Source organism: Microbacterium sp. STF-2, from assembly GCF_034650155.1.
Taxonomy (GTDB): Bacteria; Actinomycetota; Actinomycetes; order Actinomycetales; family Microbacteriaceae; genus Microbacterium; species Microbacterium maritypicum_A.
In genome coordinates, this window is record NZ_JARKMW010000001.1 from 2,504,229 (window position 1) to 2,519,660 (window position 15,432).

Below are 15,432 nucleotides of genomic sequence, written 5' to 3' on the forward strand. Positions count from 1 at the left end.
CGTCTACTCAGTGCTGGACCCATCCCGAAGGAGCAGTGCATGAATACCCGAAGAATCCTCACCACCGGAGCGCTCGTCGCCACCGGAGCCCTCGTCCTCGCCGGCTGTGCTGCCGGTGACGACAGCGCATCGTCCGGCGACAAGGAGTTCGCCGGCGAGACCATCGTCGTCACGTCGTTCGGCGGCGACTGGGAGAAGGCCTTCATCGAGGCCGTCGTCGATCCCTTCGAGGAGGAGACCGGGGCGAAGGTCGAGCTGATCACGCTGTACAGCGCCGACGCCCTCGCGCAGGTCACCGCCCAGAAGGCGAGCCCGCAGATCGACGTCGTGCATTTCTCCGGAGGGCAGGAGTTCACCGCGGCCGCAGACGGTCTCATCGCGCCGATCGCCGCCGACGAAATCTCCGAGACCGGCGACCTGATCGACCTGGCCACGGCCGGACTCGAACGGGGCGAAGGCCCGGTCATCCAGCTCGCGCCGATCGGGCTCGTGTACAACACCGAGGCGGATGCGCCAGCACCCACCTCGTGGTTGGATCTGTTCGACGAGGCCTACGCAGGGCACGTCGCCCTCACGGACTTCTCGAACACGTACGGCGTGCTCTCGATGCTCCGGGTCGCCGACGCGCTCGGTGGTGGCATCGACGACCCATCGCAGGCGATCAGCGATCTCGGGGCCCTGGCTTCCTCGGGCGACGCGATCGTCGTCCCGACCTCGCCCGATCTGCAGACCGCCTTCGCCCAGCGCGACACGTGGCTCGCACCGTACGCGATGGACTACGCCGGCACGCTGCAGGACGCCGGCCTTCCGGTAGAGTTCATCGTCCCGGAAGAAGGCGTCACCGCCTCCCTCATCACGGCGAACGTGGTCGAGGGCCGGGACAACCCCGACCTCGCGAAGCTCTTCATCGATTTCGAACTGCGCCCCGAAGCACAGGCCGTCTTCGCGGAGAACATGCGGTACTCGCCGGTCAACACCAAGACCGAGCTCTCCGACGAGGCTGCGGACGCGGTGCTGACGGGTGACGAGCTCGAGACGGTCGTCGTCTACGCTCCGGGCGATGTCGCGGCTTCGCGACCGGCCTGGACCGATGAGTGGAATGCGCTGATCACCAAATGAGTGTGCGAACCCGTAGGGAGCCCTGGCTCCTGCTCCTGCCGGCGATCGTGCTGCTCGCGCTCGCCTTCATCACCCCGGTGGCTGGCATGCTCCTCATGAGCGTGCAATCGTCGGCAGGCGGGTTCACCCTCGACAACTTCACCCGGTTGTTCACGAGTGAGTATCACCTCCAGGCGGCGCTGCGCTCGCTCCGCCTGGGGGTGATCCAGACGGTGATCACCCTGCTCATCGCCATCCCGCTGTCCTACGTGATGGCGCGCGCCGGATCCAAGGTGCGCTCGTTCCTGCTGATCGTCGTGATCCTCCCGCTCATGACGAGCGTCGTCGTCCGCACGTTCGGGTGGGTGGTCCTGATGGGACCGTCAGGGCTCCTCATGAAGATCCCCGGTGCCGAGTTCCTCGTGAGCGGCACCCAAGGCTTCCTCGGAACCGAGACCGGTGTCGTGATCGCGATGGTGCAGGTTCTCCTCCCGTTCGCGGTGCTGAGCATCCTCGGCGTGATCTCGGGCATCCGGCCGCAACTGGAGGAGGCCGCACGCACCCTCGGCGCCGGATTCTGGCGCACACTGTGGCACGTCGTCCTCCCCCTCGCGATCCCCGGCATCGTCGCCGGAGCCTCGCTCGTCTTCGTCCTGTCGGTGAGCTCGTTCATCACCCCGCGCTTCATCGGTGGCGCGCAGATCCCGGTGTTCGCGCAGACGATCTACATCGATGCGACCACCAACCTCGACTGGTCGTTCGCGGCCGCGCAGGCCGTGCTGCTGTTCGCCGGGGTCATGCTCGTGCTCGCAGCGACGTCCCGACTCGGGAAGCAGAAGGTGTGACCATGGTCCGTTCCGTTCCGATCCTCGGCAGGGTCCTCGCCATCGTCCTCGGCGTCGTGGTGACGCTCTACATGCTCGTGCCGCTCATGGTCGTCGCCGGAGCCTCGATCGGCGAGAACCGCTTCCTGACCTTTCCCGGTCAGGGCTTCACGTTCGAGTGGTACGTCGAGGCGCTCACCTCCGACACGTATCTGGAGCCGTTTCGGCTGAGTCTGCTGGTCGGCATCACGGTCGCGATCGTCGCCGCAGCCATCGGCACCGCAGCCGCTCTCGCCCTCACCCGCTTCAAGGTCCCCGGCGGTGCCGCCATCCAGGGGCTGCTGATGTCGCCGCTGACGATCCCCACGATCATCCTCGCCATCGGCGCACTGTCCATCTCCTCACTCACGATCGGGTCGCCGAATGTGGGTGTCCTGATCGCGATCCACGTCGTGATCGCGATCCCCTATGTCATGCGCACCGTCACAGGTGTCATGACCAGGGCCGACCACTTCACGGAAGAGGCGGCACGCACCCTGGGCGCCAGCACCTGGAACCGCTACCGCCTGGTGGTGCTCCCCATCGCCCGCCCCGGCATCGCCGCCGGCGCGTTCTTCGCCTTCAACATCTCGTTCGACGATGCGGTCATCGCCCTCTTCCTGCGTACTCCGCAGCTCGAGACCCTGCCCATCGCCATCTACGGCCAGCTGGAGTTCAGCACGTCGCCCACCGTGGCCGCCGTCTCGACTCTCATGGTCCTGCTCACCGTCGTCCTCATGATCGTGCTCGAACGCATCATCGGCCTGGGAAGGTTGTTCGTCTGATGACAACACTCACCATCACTGCTCTCACCAAGGACTTCAAAGGGACGAAGGTGCTCAAGGGCATCGACATCTCGATGCGTTCGGGGGAGTTCGTCTCCTTGCTCGGGCCCTCGGGGTGCGGCAAGACCACGCTCCTGCGCTGCATCGCGGGCCTCGAGTCGCCCAGCGGCGGCACGATCGAGATCGCCGGCCAGGATGTGACCGGGCTCCCGCCCGAGAAGCGCCACCTCGGCATGATGTTCCAGAGCTATGCGCTGTTCCCGCACATGAGCGTCGTCGAGAACGTGCGCTTCGGTCTGCGCATGTCGGGCGAGAAGACCAAGGCCGAGCAGAAGGAACTCGCCATCCGTGCGCTCGAGCGCGTGCAGATGGGCCACCTGGCCGATCGGATGCCGGCACAGCTGTCGGGCGGACAGCAGCAGCGCGTCGCCCTGGCCCGTGCCATCGCGTTCGAGCCGCGCGTACTGCTGCTCGACGAGCCGCTGTCGAACCTCGACGCCCGCCTACGGGAGGACATGCAGGTCGAGCTGAAGGAACTGCACCGCACGCTCGGCCTGACCACCGTGTTCGTCACCCACGACCAGGAGGAGGCGATGAGCCTCTCGGACCGCATCGTCCTCATGAACGCAGGTGTGATCGAGCAGGAGGGCGCACCGGCCGAGCTCTACGGAGCACCGCGCACTCCCTTCGCCGCCGACTTCATCGGTGCCGCGAACCTGCTGCCTGCGACCCGTTCCGGCGCCGTGGCGACATTGGATGGCACCGCGATCCAGGTGCCGATGACCGGCGCGGGCCCCGATGGCGCCGGCGAGGTGGTGCTCCGCCAGGAGGATCTGCGGCTCTCCCCGACGATCGGAGGCGACGCTCCGGTACGTGTCGAGGTCGTCACCCATGTCTACCGAGGCGCCGACGTCGTCTACATCGTCGAGCTCGCGGGAAAGCGGATGCGCGTCGTGCGTCCGCGGCACGAGGCGCCGATCCCCGAGGGTGCGGCCGGTCTCGGCTGGCGAGAGGGTGCCGTGCTCTGGATCGCCGCGGCCTGACGAACAGATCCGCTCCTCGTCCGAGGACGCCCTCCGACGAGGAGCGGCACCGTCGTAGGATCGCGGCATGGCCGACGAAGACTCCCCCTCCCCCGACGCCCCCCGCGATGCCTCCCGCCGAGGCTTCTTCAAGGTGGGCGGCGCCGCCCTCGCCGGCGCGGTGGTCGGCGGTGTCGGCGGCGCGGCCATCGGAGCCTCCATCGCCGGTAACGGTCGCGACGGTTTCGCGGCGGATCCTGATCCGTTCGCTGCCCTCACGCCGCGCAGCGAACCCGGTTTCGATCACCTCGTCGTCGTGATGGGCGAGAACCGCTCCTTCGACAACCTGCTCGGGTACCTGTACTCGAAGGAGGACCTCCCGGCGGGCGAGACGTTCGAGGGTCTGGAATTCGGCTCCTACAGCAACACCGCCTCCGACGGCACGGTCGTCGACGCGCACGTGTACGAGGGCGACACCGACCGGATCATGAGTCTTCCCGACCCGGACCCGGGCGAGGAGTACCCGCACGTCAACACGCAGATCTTCGGCACGGTCGATCCTCCGACGAACGCCGACCTCTTCGTCGACGAGATGACCGCGCCCTTCAACGCCCCGACGCGCGGCGAGAAGGCCACGATGTCGGGTTTCCTCGAGGACTACATCATCAACTTCCGACGCCTGCGCAAGGGTGTGGATCCCCGGCCCGACGAAGCCGCGCACATCATGGGCTCGTTCTCTCCCGAGATGCTGCCGGTGCTGTCGACGCTCGCCTCGGAATTCGCGGTGTTCGACCACTGGTACGCCGGAGTGCCCTCGCAGACCTTCTGCAACCGTTCGTTCTTCCACGCCTCCACGTCTCACGGTTTCGTGACCAACCAGGCCGGAGGCGGCTACCGGAAGTGGTTGGATGCGCCGGCAGCGCCCACGGTGTTCAACCGGCTCGAAGACAAGAAGGTGAGCTGGAAGATCTACATCGACAAGCTCCAGCTCGTCTCGTTCACCGGCATGCTGCATGCGGCGGTGCTGGAGAAGTACTGGCGCACCGATCATTTCGGAACGATGGAGGACTTCTACGCCGAGGCGAAGGACGGCACGCTCCCCGCATACGCCTTCATCGAGCCGCGGATGGTTTACGACCACAACGACTTCCACCCTCCTTTCGGTTCCCCCCGCGAGAGCGAGGTCGACGGTGAGGCCGTGTTCGACAGTGCGATCTCTGACGTGCGTGCCGGAGACCGCCTCATCCACGACATCTACGAGGCGGTGCGCACGAGCGCTTCCCCGAAGGGCTCCAACGCCGTCAACACCCTGCTGCTCATCACCTTCGACGAGCACGGCGGGTGCTACGACCACGTGCCGCCGCCCGCCGTGACGAAGCCGACGCCCGAGACCGGCCCGGGTGAGATGGACTTCACCTTCGATCGGCTCGGGTGCCGGGTGCCGGCCATCGCCGTCTCGGCCTATACCAAGCGCGGCAGCATCATCCATGACGAGATGCATCACGGATCCGTGACCGCGACCCTCTCGCGCCTGCACGGCCTGACGCCCCTCAACGACCGGGATGAGTCGGCGAACACGCTGCTGAACGTCGTCAACCTCGACAAGCCGCGGCATCCGTCCGACTGGCCGGTGACCACCCCGGCCTACACGCCGCCCAACCCGGAGGACACGGCACCACAGCCCGGAGAGAAGGATCAGCTGAAGCCTCTCACGCCGCCCGCACGCGGTCTGCTCGGCCTGCTCCTCGCGCGCTACGGGAAGCCCGGTGAGCAGGAGCCGGAGACCTTCGCCGACGCGTACAAGCTGCTGCACGAGCACGGCGAGGAGCTGTTCGGTCCGCCGAGCGGCAGTTGACCGCGACTCGCGGCCACCGGGCTACTGCCGCCCTGAGCGCCGGCGGGAGACGATCAGGAGAGTCGCGCCGAGGATGATCACGACCGCACCGCCCGCCGCCCAGGCGAACGTCTCGGGTCCGAGTCCGGTTGCAGGCAGTCGTCCGCTGCCGCTGCTGTTCCCGTTTCCGGTCGAAGGACCGGGCGACGGCGATGGTGGGCCGACGACCGCCGCGAGAGTGAAGTCCTGCCCCTCGATGGACTCGCCGGCAGCGGAGATCACGACGGTGCGGGTCGCCGCGCCGACCACACTGCTGCCGTTCGGCGTGCGCACGCTCAGCTCGTAGGTTCCAGGAGCGAGGCTGCCGAGACCGTAGGTGCCGTCGGCGCCAGTCGTGTACTGCTGGGGACCCCCGGGTCCATTCACGTCGATCACCACACCCCCGATGGGAGTGCCGCCGTCGGTGCGCACCGTGCCGTCGATGGCCCCCAACCGCGCCAGGTCGAAGTCCACACCCGTGACGTCCGTTCCCGCGACTGGTGCGGTGCGGCTGACAGGAGATGTGGCGATATACCCCTCGGGCGTCGTCATCGTCGCCGTGTAGCTGCCGGCGGGTAGGCGCGGGAACGCATATCCGCCGTCCGCTCCGGTCACGGCCGTGAGCGTGTCCCCACCCTGCAGCACAGCGGTGACCGTGACGCCGGGCACCCCGCTTCCATTCCACCGTACGGCGCCGCTCAGACTCGGATCCGCCTTGATGACGAAGTCGGCGAGGGTGATCAGATCCTCGTTGTCTGCGGGAACCACGAACCCCGGCGGGGCGCTGACGACGGTGTATCCGGTCGGACGGGCGATGCTCGCTTCCTGCGGCCCGTCCAGGACCATGTCGAACAGATACCGTCCATCAGCGTCGGTCATCATGGTCTGTCCGCCGATCGTGACCGCGATACCCGCCATCGGGTTGCCGTCCACGTCGACAACCAGACCGGTGACGGGCGAGGGGATGATGTCTCGCACCGTGAAGTCGACCCCCTCGGCGTTGCCGCCGCTGAGGTTGACCGGGGTCGTGGTCTGTCCGACCGCGATCTTGTCCTCGGGTGCCGTCACGCTCACGCGGTATCCGTCGGTGGCGATGAAACCGGGGAACGAATAGGTGCCGTCCGATGCAGTGGTCGTCCTGTCGACGATCGAGCCGTTGCCGTCTGTCAGCGTCAGGGCGACACCGCCCAGAGGACCGGTGACCGCGTCTGTGACGGTGCCTCGGATGTCGTTCGCTGCCGAGACGAACCAGGTCTGGTAGACGGGAAGACCGGCCCGGCGGGTGAAGATGAAGCTGAGGGAGCGGATGGGGGTCGAGGGCTCGAACCAGGCCGCGGAGCCGTTGGTGTCGGCGGCCGCGGGGTTTCCGGTCAGGGTGAGGGTCGTGGCATCCCACGCCGGGACGTCGTCCGCCGCACCGTTGCACGCCGGCTTTCCGGCGACACCCGGGGCGCAGTAGTTGAAGCGGTCTCGGAGGCCGAGCTCGGCGGCACTCAGCACGTGCCCGTCGGGCGCGACGGCGTGGATGCGCACGCTGTCGGAGTCGATGTCGCCGAGCGCGAAGGCCCATCCCGAGGTCGGAGTGGGTGCGGCGAATGAGTAGGTCGTCGTCGAGGGACTCATCGCGTTGTCGGCTTTGGGCCGCAGATTCAGGTACGGCTGGTCCCTGCTCGATCCGTACTTCGCCCCGATGGGTGTGCCCTCGGACAGCCAGATCGACGTCCCGGAGATGACCCCGACCTGCCCGGCGCGAGAGTCGCTGGTCATGGTGGCGGTGAGCGCAGGATCGGGCGCCACCTGCACCGTCGTCGTGTAGGCACCGCTCGTGCCGGCGAGCGGGCCCCACGTAGCCCACGACGTCACCGCCGCCGCGGCAGGAAGGGCGCCGACGAGCACGGCGATGAGGACGATCGATCCGGCGATGATCCCGTTGCGGCGAAAACGCATGGCGTCAGCGTACTGATATACCGGATCGCTGAGAAGTGGATTCCTCCCGACTACACGTCGGCGATGAGCCTCTTGCCCAGGTCGACCGTGTCGTCGATCTCGTAGCCGAGGCGTCGGTAGAACTCGACGACCTGGGCGTTCCCCGACCGCACCTGCAGGTTCACCTTGGGGCAGCCCAGATCGCGCAGACCGGCCTCGACGTGGGCGACGAGTGCCCTGCCCACCCCGAGCCCTCGTGCATCGAGATTCGTGGCGAGATAGTTCATCCACCCGCGATGTCCGTCGTAGCCGGCCATGACCGAACCGAGGATCCGCCCTGTCTCGTCCTCCGCCACCACGAAGAGATGCGGCTGCACTGTCGCCTTGCGGGCGATGTCCTGAAGCGGGTCGTTCCACGGTCTCGTGAGACCTGCGGTCTCCCACAGGGCCACGACGGCATCGGTGTCTTCGGGCTGGAACGGTCGGATGCGCACCGGTCCAGCTTTCCAGATCGACCCCGCCTGCCCGGGTCAGCCCTCGCGGGAGAACGTGATGTGCGTGACACCGGACTCGGCGACCTCCGAGGTCACGCGGTAGCCCGACTCGAACCCGCGCAGGTCGTCCCACAGGCGGATCCCGCTGCCGATCAGGATCGGCGTGATCCCCACATGCAGGTCGTCGACGAGTCCGGCGCGAAGGTACTCGCGCACGGTCGTCGCCCCGCCTCCGACGCGCACGTCGCGTCCATCCGCAGCGGCGACCGCCTTCCGGAGCGCCTCCTCGGGCTCGGCAGACAGGAAGTGGAAGCTCGTGCCGTTGGCGAACTCGATCGACGGACGCGGGGTGTGCGTGAGCACGAACACCGGAGCCTGGAACGGCGGCTCCTCTCCCCACCATCCGCGCCAGTCGGGGTCGTCCGGGTTCGCGTGGAGCCCGAACATCCCGGCCCCCATGATCTCGGCGCCGATGTTCTCGAAGTAGTGCGAGGCGTACTTCTCGTCCACGCCGGTGGTGCCCGCCCCGCTGGTGTCATGGAAGACGCGTTCGTGGAAAGTGCGGGTTGCCGTATATGCCGCCGTCAACCGCCCCCAGTCCTCGCCGAAGGGGTTCTCGGGAGTCTGATCCGTCGTCGTGGCGAAGCCGTCGAGCGAGATGTTGAGATCGACGCGAACACGGGTCATGACTGCCTCCGGAACTGCACGGGGTGACGACGCGTCCATCGACGCGCCGTCACCCAGCGTCAGCGTTCAGCGACGCCTTGTCAAGGACGAGGGTAGTGTTCAGACGGCGTCGCCCTGAACGGGCCCTTCCGTGTTCGGCTTCCATCCGAGTGCAGGTGCCACATGCTTCGCGAACGACTCCAACACGTGCAGGTTGTACTCCGGCCCGAGCTGGTTCGGGATCGTCAGCATCAGGGTGTCAGCGGCCATCACCGCCTCGTCCTGCTTCAGCTGTTCGATCAGCACGTCGGGCTCCGCCGCATAGGTCTTGCCGAACGTGGAACGGAAGCCGTCGATGATGCCGATCTGGTCGGCGTTCTCCTCGCTCCGAAGGCCGAAGTAGGCCCGGTCCATATCGGACACCAGCGGGAACACGCTGCGACTGACCGAGACGCGCGGGGTGCCGGTGTGACCGGCCTCCTTGTACGCCGAGCGGAAGAGGTCGATCTGCTCACGCTGCAACTCGTGGAACGGCTGCCCTGTGGCCTCGGTGACGAGCGTCGAGCTCATCATGTTCAGGCCCTTGCGACCCGTCTCGATCGCGGTGGGACGCGAACCCGATCCCCACCAGACGTGATCGCGAAGCGTCGGCGACTGCGGCTCGATCGCGAGGTAGCGTCCGGCGCCCACCATGCGGGGATCACCGGGGGCGATTCCCTCGCCGTCGATCGCGCGCAGGAACAGGTCGAACTTCTCCCGGGCGATGACGCTCCCGCGCTCGGTGTCCTCCTCATCGACGTAGCCGAAGGTCTCATAGCCGCGCAGAGCCGTCTCGGGTGAACCGCGGCTCACCCCGAGCGCGATGCGTCCGTCGGAGATCAGATCCAGCGCAGCCGCTTCTTCTGCGAACTGGAACGGGTTCTCGTAGCGCATGTCGATCACCCCGGTGCCGACCTCGATGCGCTTCGTGCGCGCGGCCATGGCCGTCAACAGGGGCATCGGCGAAGCCGCCTGACGCGCCCAATGGTGCACACGAACGTATGCGCCGTTCACACCGATCTCGTCTGCGCCCTCGGCGATCGCGATGGTCTGCTTCAGCATGTCCCCCGCGGTGCGGGTCGCTGAGCCGGGCACATCCGCATAGTGCCCGAAGGAGAGGAATCCGAAAGCCTTCATGATCTATTCCAACGCATGGAAACGCCGTCTATTCCCCCGGTACCAGGATGCCGTCGAGCACGAGTGACCGGATGCGGGGCTCGATCTCGGCCCACAGATCCGGGAGCGGAACCTCGAAGAGGTCGGCCAGCGCCGAGACGATCTGCACCACGGTGAGCTCGCCGTCGCACGCGCCCACGAACCCGGCGAGCGCGGGATCCACGTTCACCGTCCGGGCGAAGCCGCCGCCCTGTCGCAGCTCGATGACGCTCGGGTCGTCGTTGCCCGGAAGCAGGTGCCGGGCCTCGGTGACATCGGGTGCCGTCACCAGCGTTGCAGGAAGCCCGTCGGCGAGGGCGTCGTGCGCGGCCAGCCCGGTACCGAGAGCGGCGCCGACGTTGGAGACCGGCTGGGCGATGCGCTCCGTACGGCGAAGCGGAGGCGTCGAGCCTCGCCGCATCAGTACGTACCCGAATCCGACCGACGTCACGCCTCGCGCGGCGAAGTCGTCGAGCCAGGCGGTCAGCAGCGGGGTGAACGCAGGGTCGCGGGGTGTGGTGCCGCCGTCACGGATCCACAACTCCGCGTAGCCGAGCGGCGACAGCTCCTCGCGTTCGATCACCCAGAGGTCGATGTCGCTCGGCACCCACGCGTCGAGACGTGCGAGACCCGTGATCCCGGCCCGCGACTCCCAATTGCCGAGCAGCTGGGCGATGCCGTGCTGCGTCAGATACGCGGGTGCGCTCCGCACGAACTGCTCGACGAGCGCGTCTCCCACCAGTCCGCCGTCGCGGTATTCGTACGCCGGGACGCCGTCCATCCGGGGGGTGATGACGAACGGCGGGTTGGAGACGATCAGGTCGAAGGCCTCGCCCGCGACGGGCTCGAACATGCTGCCGTGTCGGAACTCGATGTTGGCCACGCCGTTGAGGCGGGCGTTGAGTTCCGCGAAGGCCAGGGCGCGCTCCGAGATGTCGGTCGCGATCACGGTGCCGGCCCGACGGGCGACGAGGAGCGCCTGGATCCCGCACCCGGTCCCCAGATCGAGCGCGCGATCGACCTGGATGGGAACGATCGTCTCGGCGAGAGTGCGCGACGCCCCGCCGACCCCGAGCACGTGGTCGAGAGGAAGAGGGCCGTCGAGCGCGACCTCATCGAGGTCGCTGGCGATCCACCACTCCCCGACGCCGTCGGCGTCTACGAACGACTGTGGACGCAGCAGGACGGTCGGGGTCACGGTATCGGCATCGGCTGTCGCGAGTGCGAGCGCCACGAGCCCGTCCACGCCGAGCTGCGGCAATGCGGCGGCGACCGCCACCCGCGGCTGCGGCAAGCCGAGCACCAGGAGGCGTCCCAGGGTCGCCAGCACGCCCCCGTCAGCGGCGATCGCGCGCAGGATAGGCTCTCTCATCCCCCGGGCGAGGGCATCGTCGGCCTCCTCGCCCCACAGTCGGCGAAGGGGCGCGGAACGCAGGTCGGCGGCGTCGAGATCAGAAGCGAGTGCGGCGACGAGAAGCGGGTCGGTGTGGGGTGCGGGGGTGTCGGACACGGCCGTCACTCTACGCGTCTTCAGGGTTCTCCTTCCCCAGGCCTCCTAGAATCAGGGGGTCAGTACTCACGATCAGCCCTTTTCCGGGCGTTCGAGGAAGACCTTCATGACCGCGATCACCCCCGAGCACGGCCTCCGTGCGCGCCTGCGAAGGCTCGCAGGCGGGACCGCTGTACTCGCGATCGCTTTGGGCGCCTACACGGTCACCCTCCCGAGCACCGCCATCGCCGCCGGCGGATCCTCCTCAGACGACGAGCAGAGCATCGGGTTCCACGTCTCCGCGGGTCTGCGGGGGCTCGTCGCCCCCGGTTCCGCGACCACGGCGATGCTTACGCTGCAGAACGACACGGATTCGAAGCTCTCCGGCGGTCAGGTGCAGGTGGAGCTCAGCAAGACTCCCCTGACGGATGAGGCTTCAGTCACGAGCTGGCTCGACGAGGGTGAGGCTCCTGGCGACTTCGCGACGATCGGTTCCGAGACGACGGCGCCACTCGAGGCCGACACGTCGGCCACGGCGACGGTCTTCGTGCCCGCCGACACCCTCTCCGATCTCACCCCTGGTGTGTACCCGCTGCGCGCAGAGCTCACCGGCGCGAAGACGGCGAGCGCCACCGACGATCGCGCGACAGCCGTCGCGGCCACCGCCACGAGCGTGCTGGTCGTGGCGGACTCCCAGACGACGCAGGTCGGTGTCCTGGTCCCGGTCACCGCGACGCCGGAGGGTGGGGCGCTGCTCAGTTCCGACGAACTCGCCGCGCTCACCGCGCCGGACGGTGCTCTCACCGCTCAGCTCGACGGTGTCGCAGGAACCACCGCGGTGCTCGCGATCGACCCGTCGATCCTCACGGCCATCCGCGTGCTCGGCTCCTCAGCGCCGCGGTCGGCCCAGGACTGGCTCACCCGTCTCGAAGCTCTGCCCAACGCACGGTTCGCACTGCAGTTCGGTGATGCGGATGCCACCGCTCAGGCACAGGCGGGGCTACCCGCACTCCTGCAGCCGACGACGCTGGCTCCGTTCCTCGATCCCGCGAACTTCCCGCAGGCACCTGCCAGCGTCTCCCCGACGGACGGACCGAGCGCGACGCCGGGCCCGTCCCCCAGCCCGACCAACACGCCGCAGCTTCCTGACGACCAGGAGCTCACGGCCGTCGAGGGTGCCCTTCCTCGAATCCTGTGGCCGGACGACGACCTCGGACCCGACGACCTCTCCTCGTTCACGCGCTACCTCGGCGAGGGCACGACCACGGTCGTCTCCTCGGCAGCGCTCGGCGGACAGAGTGCGGCGCACGCCACGCTCGGCGGAAACGACCTCCTGGTCACAGACACGGGCCTGTCCGAGTCCTTGTCCGAGGTCGCGGCCGAAGCGGACCCGCTCGATCGCCAGCGCCTCCTCGCCGAGGCCGCTGCTCTGCTCCTGCTCGCCGAGGATCGCGTCGCCGGTGCCCCCCTGCTCGTCGGACTCGACCGCGACGAGAATCGCGACGCCGACGCGTTGCGCGACGCGATCTCGGCCGCCGATTCGATCGGATTCGAGCTGTCCGCGCTCCGCGCGACACCGCCGGTCCCGGCCGCCCTCACCTCCCAGGCCGATCCCGCTCGCGCCATCGCGGTCAACGAGCTCCTCGCCGATGAGGGCACTCTCACCGCCTTCTCCTCGATCCTCACCGACCCCCAGGTGCTGCTGAGCCCCGAGCGCATCAGGATCCTCCGCACGCTGGCCGTCGGATCGTCGGCGAAGTCCTTCGCCGACGGTGTCGAGAAGCACCGGAAGCGCACCACGGAGACGCTCGCGGCCGTGAGCATCCCGCCGTCCAGCACCATCCAGCTGCTCACGGCCAACGCCGACCTGCCGATCGCCGTGCGCAACGACCTTCCGTGGCCGGTGACGGTGCAGCTGTTCGTCTCACCGACCGACCCGCGCCTCGAAGTCACCCCGATGACCGAGACCGTCGTCGAGGCGAACTCGACGAAGCGCGTCAAGGTCCCGGTGTCGGCACGCGTCGGCAGCGGTGAGGTCGACCTGCGGCTCAGCCTCTACAGCCCCACCGGCGTGCAGATCCAGGGTCAGCAGGAGATCCGAGTCGCCGTTCGCGCCGAGTGGGAGACCATCGGTCTGGTCATCTTCGGAGGTCTCGCCGTCCTCCTGATCACCCTCGGTGTGATCCGGACGGTCCGCCGCAAGCGCCACGAGGCTGCTGAAGAGGCCGAGGCGGAGGCCGAGCTCGAGAAACTCGACGAGGTGGCCGCGGAGGCGGAGGTGTCCACGGAACACGAGGTGGTCGTGGAAGCCGAATCCGATGCTCCTGCACCGACGACCGGAGACAAGACCGGCGACGGGAGACAGATTGAGTAGTCTCGGCCGCGCGAGCGCCATCATCGGCGCCGGCACCCTCGTCTCTCGACTGACCGGCCTGCTCCGCAGCATCGTGCTCGTCGGCGTCCTCGGCTCGGTCGCATCCCAAGCAGCAGACGCGTTCACCTATGCGAACCAGTTGCCGAACAGCGTCTTCTCCCTCATCTCGGTCGGAATCCTCACCGCCGTCATCGTCCCGCAGATCGTGAAGGCGACAGCGGATGCCGACGGCGGCAACGCGTTCATCTCGAAGCTCTTCACCCTCGGCACCGTGGTGCTCGTGGTGGTGACGGGGATCGCGACCGCCGCGGCGCCCTGGCTCGTCCACCTGGTCGCCGGCAAGGCGAACGAGGCCACTCTCGCGCTCGCGACGGCACTCGCATACTGGTGTCTCCCCCAGATCCTCCTCTACGGCCTCTACGCGATGCTCGGCGAGGCTCTCAACGCGCGGAAGATCTTCGGTCCGTTCACCTGGGCGCCCGTCGTCAACAACATCGTGTCGATCGCCGGTTTCCTCGCGCTCGGTGCCCTGTTCGGGCCGGTGTCCACGAAGGCCGCCGACTGGACGCCGCAGATGATCACGCTGCTGGGTGGCACGGCCACTCTCGGCATCGCACTCCAGGCCGTCGTCCTGCTTCTCTTCTGGCGCCGCACGGGGCTCGCATTGAAACCCGACTTCCGCTGGCGGGGAGTCGGACTCGGGAATGTCGGACGGCTGGCGGGCTGGACCTTCCTCATGGCGTTCGCGAGTCTCTCCGCCGGAGTCCTCCAGGGCTACATCGTCAGCGAGGTCGCCGGTTTCGGTGCTTCCGCCACCGTGACGGCGAATGCCTGGCTCATCTTCATGCTCCCGTACTCGGTGATCGTGCTCTCGATCGGCACTCCCTACTTCACGCAGATCAGCGGTCACGCCGCCGCCGGCCGCGACGATGAAGTCCGTGCCGACATCGCGCAGAGCATCCGCACACTGCTCTTCTTCATCGTCGCGGCAACGGCAGCCGTCGCGGCCGCAGCCATCCCTGCTTCTCGGGTGTTCACCGCCTCCGCCGACGACGCCCAGGCAGCCGCCCTGGTGCTGCTCGCCTATCTCGTCGGGCTCATCCCGCTCACGGTCCTGTTCATCGTGCAGCGCACGTTCTACGCGTACGACGACACGCGCACCCCGTTCTGGTTCACGATCTTCCAGTGCGTGCTCATCGTGGTGACGGCGCTCATCGCGTTGGGCATGCGCGAAGCGGGAATCATCCCCCTCACGTCCCTCGCCGCGGCGGTCGCGCTCGGTCAGTCCATCGCGAGCATCCTGCAGACGATCGTCGCCACGTGGCTGCTGCATCGCAAGATCGGCGGCCTGCAGATCCGTTCCTGGATGTCCGCCATCGTTCGCTTCGCGATCGCCGGCGTCCCCGCGGGTCTCGCTGGCTGGGGAGCGTTCGCCCTGCTGGGAGGAACCGCAGGCTGGACGATGGATGACAAGATCCAGGGCGCCCTCGGCACTGCGATCATCGGGCTCGTCGTGGTGATCGTCTACATCGCGATTCTCGCTCTCCTGCGTGCCCCTGAGCTCAAGGCCGGCAGCGCCCTCATCCGTCGCTTCCTGCCCGGTCGCTGATCCCACCCCGGAGGCTTCTCCCAGCGCAGCGGCACAGAC

Annotated in this window: 12 protein-coding genes; 7 read left to right on the top strand and 5 right to left on the bottom strand. The window is 67.9% G+C overall.

Annotation, left to right across the window (positions count from 1 at the left end):
- The first annotated feature begins 39 nt into the window (after positions 1 to 39).
- The 5 genes from MicroSTF_RS12120 to MicroSTF_RS12140 all read left to right on the top strand — a co-directional run bounded on the left by MicroSTF_RS12120 (position 40) and on the right by MicroSTF_RS12140 (position 5,623).
- Positions 40 to 1,119, top strand: a complete 1,080-nt coding sequence (locus tag MicroSTF_RS12120; RefSeq protein ID WP_322955904.1) for an ABC transporter substrate-binding protein — start codon at positions 40 to 42, stop codon at positions 1,117 to 1,119.
- Positions 1,116 to 1,943: an ABC transporter permease gene (locus MicroSTF_RS12125; protein WP_021201407.1), complete on the top strand. Its 828-nt coding sequence runs from the start codon at positions 1,116 to 1,118 to the stop codon at positions 1,941 to 1,943. Before MicroSTF_RS12120 ends, MicroSTF_RS12125 begins: the two co-directional genes overlap by 4 nt.
- A 2-nt stretch (positions 1,944 to 1,945) precedes the next feature.
- Positions 1,946 to 2,746, top strand: a complete 801-nt coding sequence (locus MicroSTF_RS12130; protein WP_029268117.1) for an ABC transporter permease — start codon at positions 1,946 to 1,948, stop codon at positions 2,744 to 2,746.
- The gene (locus MicroSTF_RS12135) at positions 2,746 to 3,789 is read left to right on the top strand and encodes an ABC transporter ATP-binding protein (RefSeq protein WP_322955908.1); all 1,044 of its coding nucleotides are present in this window, start codon (positions 2,746 to 2,748) and stop codon (positions 3,787 to 3,789) included. Before MicroSTF_RS12130 ends, MicroSTF_RS12135 begins: the two co-directional genes overlap by 1 nt.
- Before the next feature lie 67 nt (positions 3,790 to 3,856).
- On the top strand, positions 3,857 to 5,623 hold the full coding sequence (locus MicroSTF_RS12140) for an alkaline phosphatase family protein (protein WP_322955910.1): 1,767 nt from the start codon (positions 3,857 to 3,859) through the stop codon (positions 5,621 to 5,623).
- Between the two features lie 21 nt (positions 5,624 to 5,644).
- On the opposite strand, the gene MicroSTF_RS12145 is transcribed toward MicroSTF_RS12140, so the two are convergent.
- The 5 genes from MicroSTF_RS12145 to MicroSTF_RS12165 all read right to left on the bottom strand — a co-directional run bounded on the left by MicroSTF_RS12145 (position 5,645) and on the right by MicroSTF_RS12165 (position 11,440).
- Entirely contained in the window at positions 5,645 to 7,588 is a 1,944-nt protein-coding gene (locus MicroSTF_RS12145) for an MSCRAMM family protein (protein WP_322955912.1), read from the bottom strand.
- A 50-nt stretch (positions 7,589 to 7,638) separates the two neighbouring features.
- A complete protein-coding gene (locus MicroSTF_RS12150; protein WP_297557228.1) occupies positions 7,639 to 8,061 on the bottom strand; it encodes a GNAT family acetyltransferase in 423 nt (140 codons plus the stop codon).
- A 36-nt stretch (positions 8,062 to 8,097) separates the two neighbouring features.
- Positions 8,098 to 8,748, bottom strand: coding sequence for a dihydrofolate reductase family protein (locus tag MicroSTF_RS12155; RefSeq protein WP_021201401.1), 651 nt, complete (start codon positions 8,746 to 8,748; stop codon positions 8,098 to 8,100).
- A gap of 99 nt (positions 8,749 to 8,847) precedes the next feature.
- The gene (locus tag MicroSTF_RS12160) at positions 8,848 to 9,903 is read right to left on the bottom strand and encodes an LLM class flavin-dependent oxidoreductase (protein ID WP_021201400.1); all 1,056 of its coding nucleotides are present in this window, start codon (positions 9,901 to 9,903) and stop codon (positions 8,848 to 8,850) included.
- Positions 9,904 to 9,931: 28 nt separating this feature from the next.
- Positions 9,932 to 11,440, bottom strand: coding sequence for a class I SAM-dependent methyltransferase (locus MicroSTF_RS12165; protein ID WP_416338479.1), 1,509 nt, complete (start codon positions 11,438 to 11,440; stop codon positions 9,932 to 9,934).
- A gap of 97 nt (positions 11,441 to 11,537) precedes the next feature.
- On the opposite strand from MicroSTF_RS12165, the gene MicroSTF_RS12170 reads away from it, so the two are divergent.
- Entirely contained in the window at positions 11,538 to 13,784 is a 2,247-nt protein-coding gene (locus tag MicroSTF_RS12170; protein ID WP_322955919.1) for a DUF6049 family protein, read from the top strand.
- Complete coding sequence (murJ, locus tag MicroSTF_RS12175; RefSeq protein WP_029259459.1) at positions 13,777 to 15,393, top strand: murein biosynthesis integral membrane protein MurJ; 1,617 nt, start codon at positions 13,777 to 13,779, stop codon at positions 15,391 to 15,393. Before MicroSTF_RS12170 ends, murJ begins: the two co-directional genes overlap by 8 nt.
- The last annotated feature ends 39 nt before the right edge of the window (positions 15,394 to 15,432 follow it).